Here is a 23,691-nt window from a genome sequence, read left to right on the forward strand (position 1 = left end):
ACTAACGAACATACATTTGATTTCCCCAAAATACGTCAATATAGTTACACACAGAAAATCATTTAGGATTGCTATATCTCGTAGACCTCTTTGTCACCCCCCCAGGGTTTATACCTCTCTCAAAACATGAGCCTAGTTTACTTTGACTTGTGTGTACATGGTAGCCTCCTTGGGGTGGGTGAGATAACTTTCGATTGTCTAGTGTTGCTTCAGATGGACAGCCTTACCCGGAGCGGACTTGAATTTATGAGAAATCAATCGGACACGATCTAACAGCTAACAATCAACTGACTGCATTTCTATTTTTAATGCCGTTTCGACTCTTTGATACTCGGCCTCAACCTGTTCTAAAAGCGCGCAGGCCGGATCAGGTAAAGGCTGGTTAGCATTTGTTCCCATGCGGCCCATGATTTCGAGTTCCTCGCACAGCTCAAACAAGCGAAAAGCACCGAGAGTACCGCTAATCGATTTCAAAGAGTGAGCCGATCGCCGCAAAGCCAGCGGATCAGCGTTGGACAGAGCCATAGAGATGCCTCGCAGCAGTTCGGGAGCTGTTTCGAGGTAAATCTCGATCGCCTCGTCCAAAGCTTCCACTTCGCGCAGTCCCTCTATAATATTGGCACTCAGGGAATCCTGACTCTGTGACAAAGCCCGATCGAGATTTGATGCACCACAATCGACGACGGCCGACGAATTGGGAATTGTCAGTGGTGGATTTCCTGCAACAGCCACATTCGATCGCACTTCTAATTCACTCGTTCCTTCGATGTGTTCCGCCGGGGCATCCAAACAAACAATCGGCTGCAGACGATCAAATGCAGAGTTCGAGCGAGATTTACACGCGATCAAAGCTCGCACCAACTGCTCAATGGCGATCGGCTTGCTCAAATAGTCGTCCATCCCCGCAGCCATACACTCTTCGCGATCGCCCTGCATCGCATTTGCCGTCATCGCCACAATCCAAGGCCTCGTCGATTTTCGATTGTTAGATTCCTCAGTCGATTTTCTATTTTCGATTTTCGATTTTCGATTGTTAGATTCCTCAGTCGATTTTCTATTTTCTATTTTCGATTTTCGATTGTTAGATTCCTCAGTCAATTTTCTATTTTCTATTTTCGATTTTCGATTGTTAGACTGCTCATCTGTCGCCGAAACTTCTGATTCTTCCGTCGGATTTTCTACAGTTAAATCTGCTGAAAATTGCTCGCGGATGCGGCGGGTAGTTTCCAGTCCGTCCATTTCCGGCATTTGCACATCCATCAGCACCACATCATAAGGCTGGCGGCGCAAAGCTTCGAGCACTTCGATACCGTTTCCCGCCACATCTGCGCGATACCCCATCCGCTGTAAAATTTGCAAAGCCACCTTCTGATTCACCAAATGATCGTCAGCCAACAGAATCCGCAGGGGTAAGTTCTCAGCCAGCATGGGTATGCTTTGCAAGAAAGCCCCGCTGGTGCGCTGCCCTTTAAATTCCGTTGTCTGTTCTCCAAAAATATTGATTAAAACATTGTAAAGCTGAGATTGTTTGATGGGTTTATTCAAAAAAGCAGCAAAATCCATCTCCATAGCAGGGGGGTGAATTTCTTGCCTGCCGATCGAAGTTAGCATCACTAACGGCAACTTTTCGCAATCAGGATACCGGCGAATTTGCGCCGCTAAAGCTAACCCGTCCATTTCCGGCATTTGCATATCCAAAACTGCCAAGTCAAACATCTCTTTAGCAGCCAGCCAATCTAAAGCCAAACGAGCCGAATCTGAAGCCCTAGCCACCATTCCCCAAGACTGAGCTTGGAGAGTCAAAATTCTGCGGTTGGTAGCATTGTCATCGACAATTAAGACTCGCTTACCACTTAATTCAGGTTGAGAATTGCTCAAGTTAACTGGTAAGGAATTCTTGCAGCCAGAAACGATCGTACTAAAATAAAAAGTAGAGCCAACAGATTTCGTATTTTGCCCGATCGGCTTATTGCTGAGTACAGATTTGCCACAGCCATATTTTTCGGCAATTTCGCAAGATTCTGCCCATCCCAAATCAAAAACTGCCGACGATCTAAAATCGGCAGGAGGATTGCCCGCGACACTACCCATACTTTCCACCCACATCCGGCCGCCCATCATTTCGGCCAAACGCTTGCTAATTGCCAAACCCAATCCGGTACCGCCGTACTGCCGGCTCGTTGAAGAATCAACCTGGCTGAAAGATTTAAATAGCCGATCCATGCGATCGCTCGGAATGCCGATACCGGTATCTCTGACCGCAAAATGTATTTCGTATGCTGGGTTAATTGGTACCGGTTCGCCAGCAATTAATGGCGGTTCTTTAGCGTTAGCCGGCGGCACTGAAATCTTTTTGGCAGTCACCGAAACCACCACTTCTCCAGCGTCGGTAAATTTAACAGCATTACTGAGCAAGTTGATTAAAATTTGCCTCAAGCGGGTGCTATCGCCGATCGCCGTTGCCGGTACAGTACGATCGATCAAATAACCAACTTCCAGTTTTTTTTCTGCCGCCTTAGCAGCTACCAAGTCTAGAGATTCCTCAATGCAAGTGCGGATGTCAAACGGATGTTCCTCCAAGTCCAATTTGCCCGACTCAATTTTCGAGAAATCTAGAATATCGTTAATCAGCGTCAGCAAGGCATCGCCGCTGCTGCGGATAGTTTCTACAAAATCGCGCTGTTCGCGAGTTAAGGGGGTATCCAGCAGCAAACCGGTCATGCCGATGACTCCATTCATCGGAGTGCGAATTTCGTGGCTCATGGTGGCTAAAAATTCGCTTTTGGCTCTAGTAGCCGCCAGTGCTTGATCGCGAGCTTTTGCCAAATCTACGTCAGTTTGCTGGCGTTCGAGTTCGCTTCCCACCCACTGAGCCATCAGTTTCATCAACTCTCTGTCTACAGCTCGGAACGGTTCTGTCACAGGAGTCGGAGAAAAGAAGCACAGAGTGCCGTAAACTTCACCTGCGACCGTGACGGGAATGCCCATGTAAGCTTCGATGGGGAAGGCTCGATCGTCCGTGTTGAAGGAAAAACCCGAAAATCGCACCGACTCAAAGTAAATCGGTTCTTTTGCCATTGCCGTAGCGACGCAGAAAGTTTTTTCCAGATCGTAGATTTGGTCTTTGACGATCGACCCGTCGGGGCACTCCACAGCCATTATTTGATAGTTGTCGCCTTGAATGCAGGACAAAATTCCCACGGACAGGCCTAAATGCCGACATCCCATTGCCAGCAGTTCTTGGAGTCGCAAATCAAAGGTAGAGAGGTGGTTGAGCGGGTCTGTACGGGGAGCCGAAGTCACTTGGTACAAAGCTTTGATTGCAGCTTCGCTTTCTCGAAGTTCTTGTTCTGTTTGCTTCCGCACGCTGATGTCGCGGGAAATGCCGATAATTTCTTGGACTTCGCCGGTTTGGGGATCGCTGATCGTGCGGCCGGTGGTTTCAAACCAAATGTATTTGCCGTCTTTGCGACGGATGCGGTAGCTGACGGTGTAAGTAACTGGGAGCGCCAGGACTTTCCAGTGAGCTTTGGCAATGGTTTCTAAATCGTCGGGGTGAAAATAATCCTTGGGGACGCGGCCGATGAGTTCCGAAGGTTCGTATCCCAGCAAAGCCCGGCTGGCGGGCGAGACGTAAACAAACACGCCTTTGGGGTCGTGTCTGGTGATCATGTCGGTTGAGTTTTCGGCCATCAACCGATAGCGGTCTTCGCTTTCATTACGTTCGACTTGAGAATTGCCCAATGCTTCTAGCATTCGGTTGATGGCGTCGGCCAAGCTTGCGAGCTCATCTGCTCCGGCAATATGAACTCTCAAGCTTGGGTCGCCGTTGGCTGCGATGTTGCTGACGCTGGTGCTCAATGAAGCCAATCTGGCCAAGACTAATTTTTCTAGCAACAGCAGGGTGATGGCGCTAAATATTAAACCTACTGCCAGTATTGATAAGGTAAACAGCTCCAAGGTAGCCTGACCTTGGCCGTAGATGATGCGATCTGTCTCTACTCGCAGCAGCAACGCTAGGTTGCCGTGGATGTCGCGAATCAGGGCGTATCCTGCGACTAAGGTGTCGCTGAGTGGCTCGACTAAAATTTCTACTGATTTGAGGTTGGAAATTTTGAGTTTGACATTTTCCAACTCCTGCCTCGATCGAGCCAGCGCCTTAGCGCTGTGCCCGGAGTAGTTCGCGGCTCCCACTTTAAAATCTAAACTCGGCAATCTAAAATCCACTGACAGGTGAGTCAGTTCTGAAAGCAAACCAATTTCGCTGCTGTCGAGGTAGCGTCCCAAGATCAGCGTCCCCCGCGACGGGCCTTGAGTGTTGCTGTTCAAGATGGGTTTGGAGGCAATCAGCAGCCTGGCTTCTGGCAGAGTGAGGACGCCTGTTTTGGCGGCGGGGCGATCGCCCTCGACTGTCGATGAGTCTATTAGTGCCTCGGTCAAGTGCTGTTTTAAGCTTTCGGGAATCGGGATTTCGGTTTGGGATTTCAGGTCGAAACCTTTACTGAAGATCGTCTTACCGTTGGAGTCAAGCAGCACCAATAAGTTTAGTCTCAAGTAAATAAATGTCGAATCGACGAAATTTGACTTGACAAAATTTTCGTTCCGTGTTTCGACGAAAGAGTAAGTATCGTCCCACTCGGCGTAATCTTGGGCGCTGGTGTCTAAATTAGACAAGTCATCATCTAATGCGTCCAAAGCCCGTGCGACATCCTGGCGGACGTACTGTGCCTCCAGGTTGTGAAAATCATGCAGCAAAATAGTTGATGCAGTGGCATACAGAACCACAATCAGGCTGATCAGCGCTGCACCGATGATTAATAGTGTTTTTTTTCGGAGTTGCATGGCGTCGCCCTCCTCACGGTGCTACTAGGCAACTAGCCAGGAGAGGTTTGAGACGTAGGTTGTTTAGCATTGGCGATCGCAGGGCCTGCGTATTTGGGCTGTTCTGGGGTGACGAGAGTAAAGCCCTTGGTATTTCCAAGGTATCCGGTATGTTGCCCCCCACAGTCAGTGTAGTATTTTCACAGCTTTAGTTCCCTATTATGCACAACCTATTACCTACAAGTTATAACCTGACGATCGGCCTCTTCAAAATAAACCGCCGATCGAACTCAAAACAGTTCGCGTTTGATACTGACGCAGCCAGGGCCGCGGGGGGTTGGTATAACAGGCGTGCTGGGTTGATAACCCTCACTATTATTGTACCTAAAAAATATTGAGGAGAGAGCGGACTGGTGGGTCGAGTTTTGCCTGCCAAAAGGATCTCATTTCAATAGCTGTTTTGATTTTTGTCGTTTTATAGCAATCCTTGCAGGAGTAGTGCAATAAGCTTAAAAGCCTATCCAGCCTAGAAGCTTGAACGGCGTTCAACAATTGTCATAGCAGAGGCAATGAATATCCGGCGACTTTTCATTTATTACATCCGAAAATAAAATATACAACAATCAAAAAAATCAGTGTTTTACTTTTCTCTTTTGAATTAATCAAAACTGCTAATTAAGATTTATAAATTCACAGTTTCCACAATCCTCAACAAACGGGTAGGAACGGGTTTACCCATAACATTATTCAACAGTACCAACAAATTAATAAAAACCCATTCCCACTCCCCGATCAAATTCTTTACTAACATTAGTGCCTGATATCAGTAGAAACTCATATCAGGCACTATCTGCAATCCGATCGCAACTGGAGTCTTTTTTATCGGATGACCGCTAAAGCACCAGCGCCTGCTGCTGCTGCCGCCGAGGTAAGAGCCGTGAAAAACAGCCACCAAGAGGCAACTTCTGCTGCTTTCCGGGTTTCTTCGGCTTGTTTTTCGGCTTGCAGTTTGATGCTTTCGAGGCGAAGCTGCGCCTCTTGCTGCAAGCGTTCTGCTCTTTGCAAGACGCTGTTGCGGCTTCTTTCAATTTGGTCGATCAAGCGGTTGGCATCTGCTTCGGAAATGTCATCGCGAGAACTCATTAGTGCTACTAAAGTATCGCGATTGAAATGACCCAGCCGATCGCGCAAAGCATCAAATCCGGCTTGCGGATCGTCAAATAACTTCCGCACGTCCCGCGTAATGCCTTCGTAATTCAGTTCAGGGCGATCGAGCGAATTGAGGTAATCCCGAATTTTTCCGAGAATCCCGTCAATTACCGACTGAATACCCTCCTGTATTTTCTGAATTTGCATTGCGAACTCATCGCGCACCGACAAAATTCCATCGACAATGCGATTAGCTTCTGCTTCAGAAATATCCGGCCGCTGAGACAGCAGAGAAACAACTGTAGCTCGATCGATGTGTGACAAGCGCTCGCCCAAACTGTAAGCGCCGACTTTCGGGTCATGCAGCAGCAGTTGCAAGTCGCGCTTGATGGCGTCGGGATTTAATTCATCCTTGCCTGTATTACGCAAATAATCTTCTAAAACACTCTGAAAATCCTGCACTTGGCTTTGCATCCGCTTTGCCAAACGGCGCGGCGCTTTCACAATCGAACCCAGGGTTTCCTGTACTTGGTCGATAATTTGATTGACTTGTTCCTCGCTCAAATCTTGTCTCTGAGAAAGCAGTTTTACCAAAGTATCGCGATCGACTTGAGACAGACGGCCGCGCAGCGCTAAAGCTCCTTCTTTGGGATTTTCCAGCAGTTTTGTCAAATCCCGCTTAATCCCTTCAGGATTGAGTTCTGATTTGCCAGTATTGCGAAGGTAATCTGCAAGGGCGGTGGTGGTTTGGTCGTACTGATCCTTAGCTTTTTCTGCCAACTTTTGCGGTGCGTGCAGCGCGCCGTGCCAAGTTTCTTCGGTGCTGTCGAGAAGCTGATTTACTTGGTCTTCGCTGAGGTCTTTCCGCTGAGATAGCAATTTTACCAAAGTTTGGCGATCGAACTTAGAAGCTCTAGCTCTCAGCGCCCACATTCCCGCTTCTGGGTTATCCAGCAGCGTTTTCAAATCGCGCTTGATGCCTTCGGGATTGAGTTCTTCTTTGCCCGTAGACTTCAAGTATTCTTGTACTCTTTGCCACTGGTTGTCTAGTCGGACTTGGGCTGCTTCTTGCAGACCGTTAGCATCTGCTAAAACTACCTCTCGCGTCCTTTCCAACTCTTGAACAATCTGTTCTACTTCCTGGAATCCGAAGTTTTCGCGACCTCGGAGAATTTGCACAAAACTGTCGCGGGTGTAAGGAGAAAGCCGATCGCGCAACTGTTCGTAACTAGCGTCCGAATCCTCTAAGATTTTTTTGAACTCGCTCCCGATACCTGCTGCTGTCAGTTCTTCTTTCGGCGTCAGCTTCAAATAAGTTTCCACCCGCCACTGCAAATCGCGAGCTTTTTCTTGCTCCTCGGCAAAGATCACGGTTTGTAAAACACGCTGTCTAATTGCTTCTAATTCCTGGGAAATTTGTTTAATTTTGTCTTGCGTAAAAACACCTCTACTCGCCAGGATTTCGGCAAAATTAGACTGTTTTAGTTTTTCTAATTCGCGGCGCACAGTTCCTGGATCGGCTGTAGGATCGTAGAGTACGTCACGAAATTCGCGCTCGATGGCTTGGGGGTTCATCTGCCACGAATAAGTGTTGAGTAGGTAGTTTTCTACGTCGGCACGAATTGGGCTGTAAGTTACGGGTTCGCCTTTGACTTGAGCGGTAATTTTATCAGTTTGCTGGGTAACTTTGTCTTTAGCTTCTTTGAGCTGACCGACTACTTTTTCAAGATCCAAGTCAGAAATATCCGTGCGACCCAATACTATTCCCATTAAAGCATTGACTGCCATTGTCGTTGCTTGGGTCATCATGGTCGGGTTTTGTCCAGAATTTTGACCACCCAGATTGCTGAGGGCTTTTTCTACCCTACTTGCCAATTTATCTGAGACCAAATCTCCCGATTTGGCAGATTTGAGATAGTCTACTAATTGGGCGATGCCGTCTGATTGCTGCCCTTGTTTTCCTACTTGTTTCCAAGCATCTTGAAGTTGGTCTACAATCCGGTTTACGTCGCGTTTTGATAAGTCCGATCGCGAACTTACTAAATTTACGAGAGTTTGCCGATCGAGATTCGGCAAATTTTCGGCTGCAATGGTTTTTAGTTGCGGATCGTTAAGCAATTTTTCAAACTCGCTACGCATCGCTTTGATGTCTAATTCAGGCGGTTTGAGGCTTTGGATGTAGTCTTCGACGTTTTCGCGCAAACTTGTAGGGTCGATCGCGCTACCCAGTTCATGGCCCACTGCTGCTGCTGCTGCTTTGGCGGTGGCGACTACTTGGTTGCTGGCTGCTTTTGCGCCAATGGCCGAGGCTGCGGTGCCGACAATCGCTTGAAAACCTGATGTGGCGGTGTTGACGACGGAACCGATCAAGGAACCGACGGTAGTGGAACTCACCCAAACAAGCATTGAGAAATAGGCTGCCCACACTACTAAACCGACGATCGCACCTAAACCGGGACTGCTAATCAAGCTAAGCTTAACTGCAAGCAAGCAAGCAAAGAATAGGGCAACGGTGACAGTGATTAGCGTCCAAGTACCTACCTTTCGGCCAATGTGGCGGACTGGGGGGCTGCCGCTATCCGAGTGGTGGCCGTCGTCGTGGGATTGTCCCATGTACGAAAGACCCGCAGCTACTGATAAATTTGTTAGCAAGAGTTGGAAAGCGCAGGCTAGTACGACTCCAGCTATTAAGGCGATAAAAAATTGCGGCCCGGAATAGAGGAGTGCTGCGTCTTCTGCTGTGTTTGTAGTAGTCTGCTGTACTGGCACTTGAGCCAGCCAGAACCCGATGTTATACAGTTGTGGATTTATTGGCAAATTTTGATACATAGTATATTCCTCGTTAAGCAGTGGGTGAGCGCGCTCATTGGCGCAAGTTAACCAATGTATAGTTTTAGACTCATGCCCCCAATGGCAAGCATCGCCTTATTGACGAGCTAAAGCATCCCCCTACAGTTGGAAGTGTAGAAATATGTCTGCGGCGGGCTGTCACTTTAGGAATATTTGTGCTATGTAAATTGGCAGTTGTGAAGTTGTTAGTTCTCAGTTATGAGTAAGGTGCGCTGCGGCGCCTCCGAGATAGATGGTAGTAATTGTAAGCCGGGTTAAAACTATCGCACAGGAAAATCTTTGGTCGATCGATATTAAGAGTCGGCACACAAGCCCAGACAAATTGTTCACAATTCATCAACCAATGCCATAGTAAATTAGCTTTCAAGGAATTTGATAGTGCAGCGAGAAAGTCATGCAATTATTATTGGCGGCAGTTTAGCAGGACTGTTGGCCTCTAGAGTATTGGCAAAACACTTCGACAGAGTAAGTATTGTTGAACGAGATTTTTTTCCTGAAAAACCCGCACCTCGCCCCGGGATTCCTCAATCCCGTCATCTTCACATCCTTTTAAATGGGGGAAAAATCATCCTACAACAGTTGTTTCCCGGCTGGGAAAACGAACTGATAGCTGCTGGTGCTCCTACTTTAGATCCAAGGTCGATCAGGTGGTTTAGTCCGGCGGGTTGGGCCCCGCAATCTAGCCCGGATCTAAATGATTTAATTATGTTCAGTCGGGATTTACTGGATTGGCAAATTCGCCGCCGCTTGACTGAAAATATGAACGTGCATTTCCTCGAAGGAGGCACAGTAACGGGGCTGCTGGCGAATGCCTCACGCACGGAAGTTGCGGGCGTGTCGGTGCGTTTTCGCGATCGCCACAACCCTGGTAACATCCATTCAGAGAATTTGTATGCAGATTTAGTAGTCGATGCTGGCGGCAAAGTTTCCAAAACACCTCAATGGTTGAAAAGTTTGGGCTATGAACCTCCGCAAGAAACCGCTATCAATGCTTTTGTCGGCTATGCCAGCCGCATCTATGAAGGCAGCGGTAAATTGTCAGACACTGCGCCAGTATTTGTGTCAACCGCACCGCCATCTCGCACCCGTGGCGGTGCAATTTTTCCGATCGAAGGCAATCGCTGGCTGGTGCTTCTCATCGGGGGCGATCGCGATTATCCCCCCGCAGACGAAGCAGGTTTTCTAGAATTTACCCGCACTTTGCCAACCCCGGCAATTTATGATGCAATTAAAGACGCAGAAGCAATAACACCTGTTTATAGTTATCGAGGTACAGAAAACCGTTTGCGCCACTACGATCGCCTCCGTCGTTACCCTGCAAACTTAATAATTATCGGTCATGCAGTTTGCGCTTTTAACCCGATATACGGACAGGGAATGACGGTAGCTGCACTGGATGCTCAGATGCTAGATGAATGCCTGCAAAAGCAAAGAGAGCGGTATCCCGAAGGCGATTTAACAGGCTTTGGGCGACAATTTCAAGAAAAACTAGCAAAATTACACACTATTCCCTGGATGTTTGCTATCAGTCAGGATTCCCGCTATCGGGGAAGTGAAGGTGCAAAACCAAACCTCGCTACGCGGCTGATAATTGATTACATGGATCTGGTGTTAAAAGTGCTGATCGGAGATGCTAAAGTTTGTCAAGCATTTTTGGAAGTTCTGCACATGATTGAGTCGCCGGCTGTACTTTTTCATCCCAGTATTGCGCTGAAGGCGATCGGGCAATTAGTCAGCGGCGGGCAGAAAGTATAAGGCACAAGGCAGAATTAATAGAAAGAGTTGAGACGGAATGAGCTTATTTTTGCCAAGTCTCTTTTTTCAGCATCAAGAGAGATAAACGCAGATGAAATCATATTCATCTGCGTTATTTTAGGTTCAGACTCTTCGGAAATCGCTAACACCAATGGAGGTGGCGTTGACTCCAGTTAAGGAAGCAAATACTTCTCCACTTCCCTTGAATTTAATCAGCGCACTGTTATTGTTCTGACTAATTTCTAACTGGTCAAAACTCAGACCTCCCGACAATCCGATGAGATCCTGACCTTTGACAAAATCAGAGACAATATCAAATCCTTGATTAAATCCGATGACAAATGTGTCATTGCCAAAACCGCCAATTAAGCTGTCGTTGTCTAAACCTCCAAACAAAATATCATTACCTTCGCAACCGAGAAGCGTATCGTTACCTAGGTCTCCATAAATCGCATCGTTGCCCAAGCTGCCGTTAATTAAATCATTGCCTTGACCGCCATAAGCTAGGTCATCTCCTGCACCGCCGCAGAAAGTATCATCTCCGAGTTGTCCGTAGAGAGTATCATTGCCTTCACCGCCGAGAATTACATCGTTTGCTTTACCGCCGAATAAATTATCGTTTCCTTTGCCACCGTCGATGAAATCATTGCCTTGATTGCCAAAGATTAAGTCATTATCTTCTTTGCCGTTAATTGAATCGTTGCCCTTATTCCCGAAAAGAGTATCTTCACCCAAACCGCCAAGAATGATGTCGTTTTCTTTGCCGCCAAACAGGAGGTCGTCTCCTTTGTTGCCGTCGATGAAATCGTTGCCTTCATTGCCGTTGAAGATATCATTAAATTCGCCACCAAATAGATTGTCGTTGCCTTCTTTAGCATCGAAGATATTGGTACTGTTGCTGCCAAAATAAGCGTCGTTGCTGGGAGTACCAATTAGCAGAACACCACCATTGATAATGTTATCAATTTGTTGGTTGGGTTGGTTGAGATTGGGATACTCAATTTTGTCGCAAATGCAGTCTGCATCGGGAAGGTTAACAGGCGTTGGGGTTGGTACCGGTGCAGGAGTTGGGGTTGGTACCGGTGCAGGAGTTGGGGTTGGTACCGGTGCAGGAGTTGGGGTTGGTACCGGTGCAGGCGTTGGGGTTGGTACCGGTGCAGGCGTTGGGGTTGGTACCGGTGCAGGAGTTGGCGTGGGTACTGGTGCAGGAGTTGGGGTTGGTACCGATGCTGTGACTGATGCTGAAATCGCGAAATCAAAGGGATTTTCATCCGTATCATTATTGACAAATTGCAACGTACCTGTTTTATTTCCGGCTGTGGCTGTATCTACTTGAACTTGCAGGTTAGTTGTACCGCCTGCGGCAACATTTGCAGGTAAGGTTCCAACTAAGCTAAATCCTGTCGGTAGGGTAAGGTTGCTGAGGTTTAAAGCTGCTGTACCGAGATTTTTGACTGTAAAGGTTTTGTTGAGAGTGCCGCCAATTAATGCACTGCCAAAGTCGATCGCACTTGTTGTACCATCAGCAATATCCGTTGTGCCGTCTAATACTTGGATTTCCGGTAATGGTGTAGCTGTGACTGATGCTGAAATCGGGAAATCAAAGGGATTTTCATCGCTATCATCATTGACAAATTGCAACGTACCTGTTTTATTTCCGGCTGTGGCTGTATCTACTTGAACTTGCAGGTTAGTTGTACCGCCTGCGGCAACAGTTGCAGGTAAGGTTCCAACTAAGCTAAATCCTGTCGGTAGGGTAAGGTTGCTGAGGTTTAAAGCTGCTGTACCGAGATTTTTGACTGTAAAGGTTTTGTTGAGAGTGCCGCCAATTAATGCACTGCCAAAGTCGATCGCACTTGTTGTACCATCAACAATATCCGTTGTGCCGTCTAATACTTGGATTTCCGGTAATGGTGTAGCTGTGACTGATGCTGAAATCGGGAAATCAAAGGGATTTTCATCGCTATCATCATTGACAAATTGCAACGTACCTGTTTTATTTCCGGCTGTGGCTGTATCTACTTGAACTTGCAGGTTAGTTGTACCGCCGGCGGCGACAGTTGCAGGTAAATTTCCGACAATGCTAAATCCGGTTGGTAGGGTAAGGTTGCTGAGGTTTAAAGCTGCTGTACCGAGATTTTTCACGGTAAAGGTTTTGTTGAGAGTGCCGCCAATTAATGCACTACCAAAGTCGATCGCACTTGTACTACCATCAGCAATATCCGTTGTACCGTCTAAGACTTGGATTTCTGGTAATGGTGTAGCTGTGACTGATGCTGAAATCGCGAAATCAAAGGGATTTTCATCGCTGTCATCATTGACAAATTGCAGCGTACCTGTTTTATTTCCGGCTGCTGTCGTATCTACTTGAACTTGCAAAGTCGCACTCGCGCCGGCGGCAACAGTTGCAGGTAAGGTTCCAACTAAGCTAAATCCTGTCGGTAGGGTAAGGTTGCTGAGGTTTAAAGCTGCTGTACCGAGATTTTTGACTGTAAAGGTTTTGTTGAGAGTGCCACCAATAATTGTACTGCCAAAGTCGATCGCACTTGTACTACCATCAACTATATCTGTTGTTCCGTCTATAACTTGGATTTCTGGTAAGGGCGTGGCTGTGACTGATGCTGAAATCGGGAAATCAAAGGGATTTTCATCGCTGTCGTTATTGGCAAATTGCAGCGTACCTGTTTTATTTCCGGCTGTTGCTGTATCGACTTGAACTTGCAGGCTAGTTATATCGCCTGCTGCGAGAGTTTCAGGTAAAGTTCCGACTAGGCTAAATCCGGTTGGTAAAGTCAGGTTGCTGAGGTTTAAAGCTGCTGTACCGAGATTTTTCACGGTAAAGGTTTTGTTGAGAGTGCCGCCAATTAATGCACTGCCAAAGTCGATCGTACTTGTGGTACCATCAGCAATATCTGTTGTTCCGTCTAATACTTGGATTTCTGGAGTTGCTGTTGCTGTGACTGATGCTGAAATCGGGAAATCAAAGGGATTTTCATCGCTATCATCATTGACAAATTGCAGCGTACCTGTTTTATTTCCTGCTGTGGTTGTATCTACTTGAACTTGCAGGTTAGTTGTACCCCCTGCTGCAACTGTTGCAGGTAAATTTCCGACAATGCTAAATCCGGTTGGTAAAGTCAGGTTGCTAAGGTTTAAAACTGCTGTACCAAGATTCTTGACGGTAAAGGTTTTGTTGAGAGTCGCACCGACTGTGACACTGCCAAAGTCGATCGCACTTGCAGTACCATCAACTATATCTGTTGTTCCATCTAAAACTTGAATTTCTGGTAAGGGAGTTACGTCGTTATCGGTATTAGTCACCGCGACATCGGTGGGATTAAATCCGTTGTAATTAGTGTCGCTACTGGTAGCGGCGGCGGTAACAATGTTATAGGCTTTATTCCCATCTACTAGATTGTCATCAACTCCCGTTGCGGTGACTGTTTGGGGAGTATTCCAATTAGCATTCGTGAAAGTGACTGAAGTTGGGGAAACTGTTCCTTCGGCGGTGTTATCGCTGGTTAAACCTACTGTCACATCTGCCGTCGGTTGACTGTTGAGTTGGATGGTAAATGTCGCTTTCCCTCCGGCTTCTGTGGTGTTTCCACTAATGGCGGAAACTGTAAATCCGGCGGTGTCATTATCGGTATTAGTCACCGCGACATCTGCTGGATTAACTCCGTTGTAATTAGTGTCGGTACTGGTAGCGGCGGCGGTGACAATGTTATAGGCTTTATTCCCATCTACTAGATTGTCATCAACTCCCGTTGCGGTGACTGTTTGGGGAGTATTCCAATTCGCTGAGGTGAAAGTGACTGAACTTGGGGAAACTGTTCCTTCGGCGGTGTTATCGCTGGTTAAACCTACAGTCACATCTGCTGTCGGTTGACTGTTGAGTTGAACTGTAAATGTCGCTTTCCCACCGGATTCTGTGGTGTTTCCACTAATGGCGGAAACTGTAAATCCGGCGGTGTCGTTATCGGTATTAGTCACCGCGACATCTGCTGGATTAACTCCGTTGTAATTAGTGTCGGTACTGGTAGCGGCGGCGGTGACAATGTTATAGGCTTTATTCCCATCTACTAGATTGTCATCAACTCCCGTTGCGGTGACTGTTTGGGGAGTATTCCAATTCGCTGAGGTGAAAGTGACTGAACTTGGGGAAACTGTTCCTTCGGCGGTGTTATCGCTGGTTAAACCTACAGTCACATCTGCTGTCGGTTGACTGTTGAGTTGAACTGTAAATGTCGCTTTCCCACCAGCCTCGGTAGTAGTTAATCCTGTGGTTGGTGTGATGGTAATGCCAGCATTATCATTATCTGTAATTGCCACACTTTGGTTAGTAGTAGCACCTAATCCTATCCCTGTTGACGGGTTGCTAATTGTTAAAGTAGCTGTTTCCACACCTTCGGAAATTAAATCATCATTAACTGTTAGGGTTACTTGCCCCGTCTTACTTCCATCTGGTATCGTGATTTGAGTGGGAATAGTATCACTAAAATCCGCAGCGCTAGCAGTACCAGTTAATGCTAAGTTAAGTGTTTGAGCGCCGAAGACGTTACCTTCTGCAGTGGCGGTAAAGGTAATAGCAGTTTTCCCGGCTTCGCTGGCAGTATTTGTGCTCGCAGTGAGGTTAACTTTCGGTGCGGGAATGGTGATATTAAAGGTGGCTATATCGGAAAGGTCAACACCAGTATTCGCCGTACCACCGTTATCTTGCAGTTGCACGCTAACGGTGGCAGTACCGGGTTTGCCAGTGGGAGTGTAGGTCAGCGTGCCATTGGTTGCTACACTTGGTTGAGTTGTAAATAGGGTATTGTCGGTGTTAGTAACCGTGTAGTTGCTAACTGTTTGAGTGGCTTCATCGGCGGGGCCGAAAGTAACGCTATTTACCCAATTACTGACGGTTTGAACTGTATTTGTCCAAGCTGTTAGGGTTTGGTTGCCTAAGTTAGTGAAACTGGGTTTGTCGTTGACGGGGGTAACGGTGATGGCTGCGGTGTCGGTAGCGGTGCTGAAGACTGTGCTACTGCCGTTGGTGCTGCTATCAGCGGTGCCGCCGTTGGTGCCAGAGAGCGTATCCCAGGCGCGGAACGTGATGCCGTTGGTGAGGGTGCCGTTGTAGTTGGCGTTGGGTTGGAAGTAAATGCGGGTATTGGCATTGGCGGTGAGTAGGCGAGCATTGGTATTGGATACGGAGCCCAAGGCGTTCCAAGTAGTACCTCCATCTATGGTGTAAAACCAACTGCCGTTAGTGTCGGCGGCGGTGATGGCGATGCCTGCCACTGCGCCAATGTCGGGGTCGGTGATGTTTGTACCTATAGCAGCAATAGATGAGATGAGGTTGCCGACAGCGCCAGTGGGAGCACTGGAGTCTTCTAGGATGTTGGTGAGGGTGACGGTGGTATCGGCAAGGACGGGTGCAGCGTTGATGCTGCCGTAAACATCGTTATTATCTTGGTTAACTCCTTGACCGTTGGCGGGGGTGTTGGCAGCGGGAGTGCCAGCTTGGTTGGCAGCGGTGTTGCCGGTGAAAGTTGCTCCAAATGAGATGACAGTGGGTAGCGCAGTGGGCATTCCCTGCTGGGTGCCAGGGATGTTGTAAAGATTACGCATGGCAAAAATTGCCCCACCTTTGCCTCGACCGGGATTTCGAGGGGACTGGGCGGTACCCGTACCGCCTGTAGCAGTGTTGTCGGTAAATGTGGTGCTGTCAAGGATAAGAGTACCTTGACGGATGAATACTGCACCCCCCATGCCCGCACCGCCGTAGCCACCGGCGTCGCCTCCGCCGTAGCCTCCGCGGACCTCGATAAACGCGTTGCCGGCTCTGCCGAAGCCGGCACCACCACCGAAGCCACCGCCACCCCCCTGACCTTGGCCGAAGCCACCGTAACCGCCAGGGAGGTCCTTATCGGGGTCGCCGCCGCGACCGCCTCTGCCGTAGCCTCCGCCTCCGCCGAAGCCGCCGTATCCGCCGTTGCCGTTGCCTCCGCTGCTCCCACTGGCGCTGTCGCCGTAGCCAATGCCGCCGTAGCCGTTGCCGCCTCCGCCACCGAAGCCGCCGTTGCCTCCGCTGCCGTTGCCTCCGTTACCTCCGCCACCGAAGCCGTTGCCGCCGTTGCCGTTGCCGCCGTTGCCGCCGAAGCCGCCGTTGCCGCCGTTGACGTTGCTGCCGTTGCCGTTACTGCCGTTGCCGTTACTTCCAGTCTGGTTGGCACCATTATTAGCCGGATTGACAGGCACAAAATTAGCGCTGCCACCTCTGCCACCTCTGATACCATTTCCGCCAATGGCAGAGTTATTAGAAAAGGTGACAGAATTCAGGCTGACTGTGCCGTTATAAACAAACAAGCCACCCCCCATACCTGCGCCCCCACCACTACCATCTCCGCCCTGGGCGCGACCCCCGCTAATGGTCATGTTGGTGAAACTGACGGTTCCAGACTTCACAAAGAAGAGGCGAACGTCACCCGTATCATTGATGCTATTGTTATTGGCATCTCCACTGACGGTGAAACCGCCACCAATAAAAGCGATATTGCTATCGATTAGCTGATTCGGAATTTGCGTAAACGTGACATTTGTTTGGAGAGTAATTGTGTCATCTCCGGCTGCGGTATTCGCATCTAAAATTGCTTTGCTTAAAGTACCTGCTACAGTGCCCGTGCCATCATCGATTGCCACTGTGACATTAAAATTTGCCAGTGTATAGTCATAATCTTCCATCGCCTGCCGATTAAACGGCACGGCGGATTCAATCTTGCCAGTTACTATTTCTAAATCCCAGTCGCCCCCTTTAGCTGCATTTCCCGTCAAGTCGTTAGAGGCTGCGACATCTGCACCTGTGAGTTCACTCAATCGCTTGACAAAATTATTGCCAGTTTCTGTGGCCGCTACATCGCATCCATAAAGTAGGATATCTCCGTTCTCTGTCAGAGCCTTTCCCCACTGTTTTAGCTGAGTGTTGAAAGTTTCTATATCATTCTCATTGAGTACGTCGGCACCGAGTTGGAAACTGCCTTGGTTGCCGTGAGAAAGGATGTGTACGGCTTCTATGTCTTTTTGATTGGCTAAGGCGTTTGTAATTTGTTCGATGCCGCTCAAATTGTTATTTTAAATAACAATTTGAGCGGCATCGGCGTTTTGAATAAGGCTTTGATAGTCTTGTACGGATGAGTCTACGAAAATAATTTGGTTGTTCACGGTAGATTACCTGATAGTTTTTGCTTGGTCTTAGATATCAATAGTCGTCAAAAGTCTATGTTAATTTTGCTTTCGCTACAATGGCGCTGGCGCGGCTATATGTTGCATCTGTCCAAAAAGATAAGCCATCAAATCGCTCAAACAAATCGGGGGGTAAAATCGTTTTTCTAGGTTTAAACTCGACTTGAGAACGCACCTGATGTAACCCTTGTGTTTTCAGCTTATTATCAAATTCTGGCTCTTGATATTCAACACTATCAAAATCATGCTCAAAAGGGTCTTCACCAATGAATTGATAAATCAACGACATGGTTTTAGCCGGGTTTATGGTTAATAGCTCGTAATCAACCAAGAGGAGAGAGGCACTCTGTTCGCTGTAAAATGCTTCTTTAAGGGCGTTATAAGCATAACCCACTAAACGCGAACCTTGACTTAATGCCTCCGTGCGACTGTAGACTGTAGCCCGTTCCGCTGGATTATTAAATAACCGGGAAACATCAAAGGCGTTACGCCGAATCAGTAGCTCGATGCTGTCCATAATCCAAGCGATGTTTCTGACACAGCAGATGACTTTCGCTTCGGGAAATAGTTCCCGAATTAATGGCAATTTGCTGCACCAAAGGCGATTGGTGTCAAAGACAATTTCTTTATCAACTTGCGGGTGGTAGTAAGCAGAAAAGATGCTCATAATCAGCGCCCGTTTTTGTTCAGGCGAAATAAACGTGGAAAACTCATTGTCTTCGCTCATGGCTTCCAACATTCGCTCTACTAAACCCCCCACGGGGCTAGTCATGGCGGCGTGAAACCGGGGGTTTTGTCGCAGGATGGCTGCTAGTAAGGTAGAGCCTGAACGCGGCAATCCCGAGATGAAGTGGGCTTTCTGGGGCATCCAGTTGGAATATGTTTAAGGTTGGCAAGTAGTCTGCACCTCAACAGAAGAAAGCGATCGCTTTTGCGGTTGCTACTTGCTGTATGATTGCACACCATTGACTTTCAATAATCTCTGGAGGCAAGACAGTGAATCCAGCATCTGAGACGGTATTTGCTTTAAGTTCGATGTTGCATAACTTTACGGAATTACCGCCGAGTTTATTGCAAAATCTATCTTGCGGTAGATGGCAGTCAACTGAGTGTATGATTATATACTCGCGAGTTGGAGAAAAGTGCGATCGAACTCGGCCAATAATAATCATAACCTCGGTCATTGCTTTGGGCAAAAAATGTGCTCAGAGAAATCTTGACCAAAATCAGTCCTGGCCGCACCCGCAACCCAAGCGTTGGGGAGTCTTCTACCGGGATTCAGGGCTGTAAGAAGGTTGTTTGATCGATCGAACTTCTGCAATTCTCAATTACCAATCAAACAATCTAATTGTTCTTGCATTTGAGTTGTAACTAAATCGAAACAAGCATCAACATAATCGCGATCGCGCGACGCCTCCGAACCATACCTCTCAAATACAATCGGTTTGCAGACGCGAGTCCGAATTTGCACGGGTAAAGGCAAGTTCGGCAAAGGCCCAATACTCAGTCCCCAAGGCAATCCCAAATACACCGGAAATACCACCGGATCGATGCCTAACAACCACGGCATCCCCCATTCATGCAATTGCTTAACTTGTTCGTACAAATCTGCCAAAACTATCAAAGTATCGTGGGCACCGTGCGATATAATTGGTACAATTGGCACTTCTTCTCGCAATGCTAATTTGATAAATCCCTTGCGTCCGGCAAAATAGATTCGATCGCGCAAGTGGTGGGGGCGGAAAACATCTTGTGCGCCGCCCGGATAGACAAGAACAGGGGCGTTTTTCCGCAAAGCTGCGATCGCCATTTTCGGATGCGCCTTGAGGGCTCCACACTGAACTGCCATGCTAGCAACATCAGGAGAAACTTGCCAAACCGTGGGGTGCATCAATCCGTAGGCCAAGCGTTCCGTGCCGTACCTGTGGAACCATTCGTATAGGAACATAAACATATCTGGAGCGGCGATTCCCCCGTTGTGAGAACCGACAACGAGCATTTTTCCGCTCGCGGGTACATTGTGCCAGCCGTCGCTTTGTACGCGAAAATAGTAGCGGTACAGCCATTCCCAGATTGGCAACAGAAGCTTAATGAAGTCGGGATTGCGATCGTCTAAAGATAGACCGTCAAAGGGATATTTAGAGGATTTGCCGTCTTTTTTGTTAGTAGTTTTTGTCACTGCAAAAATATTTAACGCTTGGGTCATTATATAGCAGAAGGAAGAAAGCTTTAGCTCTAGAAGAGAGAAGAATTTAGTTATTTGGGAAAGAAGGAAGAAGGGAGGAGATTAATTGGGCTTTTCCTCTCCTTGTGCGTGCGCTAATCGCCATCGCCCTGGTAAAAAAAGATTTTTCCTATCATTAATAGGCTCCCATTCCGCAGGAATCTACCGCATTAGTTTGAGCAAGTGAAAACCTCATAAACATCAAGCGCTGTTGCTATAGCAATATAATTAAATCAGAATTGGCGCAAATATGGGGTTTCTGATTTGAGCGGGCTGGTTTTGTTCGGAGGTTTTGTGCTGGTTGTCTCCACAGGAACAAAACCGTTTGCAAACAGCTACAGCAACTGTCGCTGATGGCGGGGCGGCTTTAGCCACAAAAACACAACTGTGTCTCAAGCCGATAAGTTTCCGTTTTGGAAGATTTTATCAAATTGACGCCAGCCATCGGGTCAAGGCTAGCGATTGGTGCTGTTTGCCACAATTTTAAGAGGACTGACGCACGTACTACGATTTTCTGTCCGAAGATGTAGTGAAGCAATCTCAAACCCTTGATTTAACGCCCTTGAGTGCGTAAGTCTTGTTTAGGTAAGGTACGATCGACAGTAGAGATCGAAGAACTGTATCCGGCTTCCGACACCCCACTACGACGATGGCGTCGATCGTGCCAATCGCCTGTCACTCAGAATCAGGCAGCATCTCAAGCACCATCTCTGTCTCGAATGTGCCAAGAATTCACCTGAAATGTAGCCCTATATTACTCAACTGCAACAACTGACAGCTAAATAGTTTAACGAACACGTGACAAGATATTGGCGGACAACAGATGACTTGGATTCCTAGCAAACTGTGCCGCATTTAAACTGTTAACTGTTGAGTTTTGACTTTCCCGCTCTCCCATTCCCCGACTCGGACACTCTCCCCTTCTCCCTCCCGCGCTCTGCCATAATGAGTCATTTATCGGCGTAGCAGCTTTATTTGTCTTCGCTCAACTCACCAAACATTAAATAATATAAATACAACTTGACTTGCGGCCATAAAAAAGTTATATAAAGCTTTTTTGTGGAAGACAAATCGATTTTTTTGCTATATTGACGTGCAATTAAGATAATGATTGTGGTTAAGTGAGGAGTTGAACGGATGAAAAACTTGAATTGCTGGAATAAACCCGCTGCATTGCTGGGCGCGATCGCGATCGTAGCCGGAAGTTTGCAGGCGAATGCCATCGGTGTTGCCGCCCCATCAACATCCACTGTCAGTCCAGATGCGGAAAATATTTCCTTTGAAGATAGCGCCACGTTTCAAATAGCCCAGGCTGGGAACCTTTGCCGTAAAGTCACTCCCAAAGAAGGTTTGACCGTTCGCCAGAACCCAGACCCCAAATCCCCTAGAGTGGGCGGGGTAGGACTTAACACTCAGGTAACACTGTCCCAAGGCGCTACTTCTGTTAAAGCCTCCGACGGTCGCCTCTGGATTCAAATTAGCGCTCCCGTCACAGGGTATGTGGCTAGCGGATATCCCAACGACGAAAGTAATTTAGGTTCGTGCACCATTAGTCAAACTCCTTCCCCAAGTCCGGCACCGGCACCGGCACCTGCACCTGCACCAGCGCCTGCACCTGCACCTGCACCCGCAGCAACACCAGCACCAGCGCCAGCGCCAGCACCAGCGCCAGCACCAGCGCCAGCGCCAGCACCAGCGCCAGCACCAGCGCCAGCACCAGCGCCAGCACCAGCACCAGCACCAGCGCCAGCGCCAGCACCAGCACCAGCGCCAGCACCAGCACCAGGGCCAGCACCAGCGCCAGCACCAGCGCCAGCACCAGGCCCGGTAAGTCTGTGCCGCCAAGTAGAACCTCGCGTAGCGCCGAGGGGTCTAGCTATCCGCACCGAGCCTTCAAAGACTTCTGCTGTTAAAGGCGGTGTACCTGCTAACGGTCAAGTAACGCTTGTACCAAATTTCCAGTTAGTGAAAGATAAGAATGGAGAAAACCGCAATTGGGTTGAGATTTCAGCCCCTGTGGCGGGATTCATCTCGGCTGGAAATTTGATCATGTGCAAGTAAAATTGTGAGTTCGATCGCTCTTTTTGACTAAAAGAGCGATCGACACCAAAAATAGTTTTAAGATTGTCGTGCAGCCAGGGAATAAGGCCGAGCCCAGACTGCTTCTGGGACTTACGAATCAATAACTTATTTCTATCGGGAAGCAGCGGTAGCCAATCTTTATCAGCTTCTTTTTTTCGTGAGTGGCGTCAAGTCCTAGCTTGGTTCCTGGCAACGCACGCGGGATGAATGAATTTAAGCAAAAAGCCGATCGACCTTTCTACTGACAGCGGCCGCTTGCCCAATCTTGGTGTCCGCGATTTGGTTGACACTTCGATTGTCGGCCAATCCAGACAATTTCCCACTTATTTTGCCTGAGTCTGAGTTCGATGCGGTGCCGCATTCCAGCAACAGAATCGTCAGCTAAACCGACGACGGTTTGGAGAATTACGGCTGTTTCTCGCGTGGGATATTCAACAGAAATTTGGTCGCTTTTTCTGCCTTCAGATTCTGTGTCGAAAATAAAGAGTTTTGCTGCGATATCTTGGGGGTTGGAGACGGTAATTTTGCGATCGCCCAGGAACTGTTTAGCGTTAATTGCTTGGTAGTTCGATCGGGCGGCGGGCTGCCCCTTTGCTGCGATGGGAATTTGGATGCAGGCGAAAATAGCTAGGAAAAAGAGCGATCGCTTGACAATTGATTGGTTCATGAGGCAGCAGATTGTGCCAGAAATTTTTGTCTCCGAGATGCGAAAGCCGCCAACTCTGCCTCGGTGAATTGAGTTTGCTGCCATGAGGGACGCGACATTAGTCGATCGCACCAAGCTTTAATTTTAGGATAGCCGTCTAGGGACACACCACCCCAAGATAGCAAGGGTACGACGGTGCCAGCAACGCACTCGGCAAACGTGACACTGTTGCTAGCGAAAAAAGGGCGATCGTCCAACAAGCCTTCAAAGAATGTCAGCACAGTATTGACTTTTTCCTTAGCCTTTTCGATTTCCTGGGGTTGGGGAGTTCCCCGTCCCATTTTTTCACTGCTTAGGGGGTAAAGTTGCGGTATAAGTTCGTTAACCGTGACAAATTCTACCATCCTCACAACTGCCAAATCTTTCGGTTCTTTTGGCAGCATTGCCGGTTCGGGATACTTCGTTTCTAGATAGTCAAGAATTGCTAGAGACTCGACGACTGTGAAGTCATCATCGACCAAAACAGGGATGCGGTGAAAAGGATTGATTGCGATAAAGTCTGGCTGCAAGTGATCGCCGTCTAAGTGGATTTCTACTACTTCAAAGTCGAGGTTTTTTTCTAAGAGGGCGGTCCAGACGCGGCGGGAGTTGGGGGATATGGGAGTGTGGTAAAGTTTCATAATTGGTGTGCCTGGTTATTCAAAGGTAATAAAAGCCACATTTTGATTATGCACTTAGGCGGATCAGTTTTTGCTGCCTTCTCTCAAAGTTATTTGAGACCTTGATCTGAAATTACTCTGATCCGTTTACAGGCTTCCTCCGCCGTCATCGCCTCGCTAGTTACCCACTCTGCAAAAGTCTCTTATAGAACCCATTTGACATCTAAGAAGAGGGTGCAAGCCTTCTAATCATCAGCCTAATAAAACAAAGGTTGAGC

Annotated in this window: 11 protein-coding genes; 2 read left to right on the forward strand and 9 right to left on the reverse strand. The window is 48.0% G+C overall.

Annotated elements, in window-relative coordinates; all coding sequences use genetic code 11:
• Positions 1–276 precede the first annotated feature (276 nt).
• Both QUB77_RS29945 and QUB77_RS29950 read right to left on the reverse strand, forming a co-directional pair.
• The gene (locus QUB77_RS29945) at positions 277–4,842 is read right to left on the reverse strand and encodes a response regulator (RefSeq protein ID WP_333180782.1); all 4,566 of its coding nucleotides are present in this window, start codon (positions 4,840–4,842) and stop codon (positions 277–279) included.
• Positions 4,843–5,700: 858 nt separating this feature from the next.
• Positions 5,701–8,799 (reverse strand): MFS transporter, encoded by a 3,099-nt coding sequence (locus tag QUB77_RS29950; protein ID WP_333180783.1) that lies wholly within the window; start codon positions 8,797–8,799, stop codon positions 5,701–5,703.
• A gap of 399 nt (positions 8,800–9,198) precedes the next feature.
• Between QUB77_RS29950 and QUB77_RS29955 the strand changes: the two genes are divergently transcribed.
• Positions 9,199–10,575 carry a 2-polyprenyl-6-methoxyphenol hydroxylase-like oxidoreductase gene (locus QUB77_RS29955; protein WP_333180784.1) on the forward strand — a complete coding sequence of 459 codons (1,377 nt, stop codon included), beginning with the start codon at positions 9,199–9,201 and terminating at the stop codon, positions 10,573–10,575.
• A gap of 123 nt (positions 10,576–10,698) precedes the next feature.
• Here the strand turns inward: QUB77_RS29955 and QUB77_RS29960 are convergent, their stop codons facing one another.
• From QUB77_RS29960 to QUB77_RS29970, 3 genes are all read right to left on the reverse strand, one after another.
• Positions 10,699–17,682, reverse strand: a complete 6,984-nt coding sequence (locus QUB77_RS29960; RefSeq protein WP_333296190.1) for a choice-of-anchor D domain-containing protein — start codon at positions 17,680–17,682, stop codon at positions 10,699–10,701.
• Between the two features lie 154 nt (positions 17,683–17,836).
• The gene (locus tag QUB77_RS29965; RefSeq protein ID WP_333180827.1) at positions 17,837–18,670 is read right to left on the reverse strand and encodes a sulfotransferase; all 834 of its coding nucleotides are present in this window, start codon (positions 18,668–18,670) and stop codon (positions 17,837–17,839) included.
• Between the two features lie 456 nt (positions 18,671–19,126).
• Positions 19,127–20,008, reverse strand: a complete 882-nt coding sequence (locus QUB77_RS29970; protein ID WP_333180826.1) for a lysophospholipid acyltransferase family protein — start codon at positions 20,006–20,008, stop codon at positions 19,127–19,129.
• Between the two features lie 319 nt (positions 20,009–20,327).
• Between QUB77_RS29970 and QUB77_RS29975 the strand changes: the two genes are divergently transcribed.
• Complete coding sequence (locus tag QUB77_RS29975) at positions 20,328–20,513, forward strand: hypothetical protein (RefSeq protein ID WP_333180825.1); 186 nt, start codon at positions 20,328–20,330, stop codon at positions 20,511–20,513.
• Positions 20,514–20,997: 484 nt separating this feature from the next.
• Here QUB77_RS29975 and QUB77_RS29980 read toward each other — a convergent pair whose 3' ends face one another.
• The 4 genes from QUB77_RS29980 to QUB77_RS29995 form a co-directional block, all read right to left on the reverse strand.
• Entirely contained in the window at positions 20,998–21,321 is a 324-nt protein-coding gene (locus QUB77_RS29980) for a hypothetical protein (RefSeq protein ID WP_333180824.1), read from the reverse strand.
• A 254-nt stretch (positions 21,322–21,575) separates the two neighbouring features.
• Positions 21,576–21,845, reverse strand: coding sequence for a hypothetical protein (locus QUB77_RS29985; protein ID WP_333180823.1), 270 nt, complete (start codon positions 21,843–21,845; stop codon positions 21,576–21,578).
• A gap of 501 nt (positions 21,846–22,346) precedes the next feature.
• Entirely contained in the window at positions 22,347–22,775 is a 429-nt protein-coding gene (locus tag QUB77_RS29990; protein WP_333180822.1) for a hypothetical protein, read from the reverse strand.
• Positions 22,772–23,434, reverse strand: a complete 663-nt coding sequence (locus QUB77_RS29995; RefSeq protein ID WP_333180821.1) for a glutathione S-transferase family protein — start codon at positions 23,432–23,434, stop codon at positions 22,772–22,774. Before QUB77_RS29995 ends, QUB77_RS29990 begins: the two co-directional genes overlap by 4 nt.
• Positions 23,435–23,691: the final 257 nt, after the last annotated feature.

Source organism: Microcoleus sp. AT9b-C3 (assembly GCF_036705485.1).
In the GTDB taxonomy this organism is placed as follows: Bacteria; Cyanobacteriota; Cyanobacteriia; order Cyanobacteriales; family Microcoleaceae; genus Microcoleus.

Bases quoted from the DNA above. Each gene is read 5' to 3' on its own strand.
- QUB77_RS29965 (WP_333180827.1), bottom strand. From the start codon at position 18,670: ATGCCCCAGAAAGCCCACTTCATCTCGGGATTGCCGCGTTCAGGCTCT.
- QUB77_RS29995 (WP_333180821.1), bottom strand. From the start codon at position 23,434: ATGAAACTTTACCACACTCCCATATCCCCCAACTCCCGCCGCGTCTGG.
- QUB77_RS29945 (WP_333180782.1), bottom strand. From the start codon at position 4,842: ATGCAACTCCGAAAAAAAACACTATTAATCATCGGTGCAGCGCTGATC.
- QUB77_RS29970 (WP_333180826.1), bottom strand. From the start codon at position 20,008: ATGACCCAAGCGTTAAATATTTTTGCAGTGACAAAAACTACTAACAAA.
- QUB77_RS29950 (WP_333180783.1), bottom strand. From the start codon at position 8,799: ATGTATCAAAATTTGCCAATAAATCCACAACTGTATAACATCGGGTTC.
- QUB77_RS29990 (WP_333180822.1), bottom strand. From the start codon at position 22,775: ATGAACCAATCAATTGTCAAGCGATCGCTCTTTTTCCTAGCTATTTTC.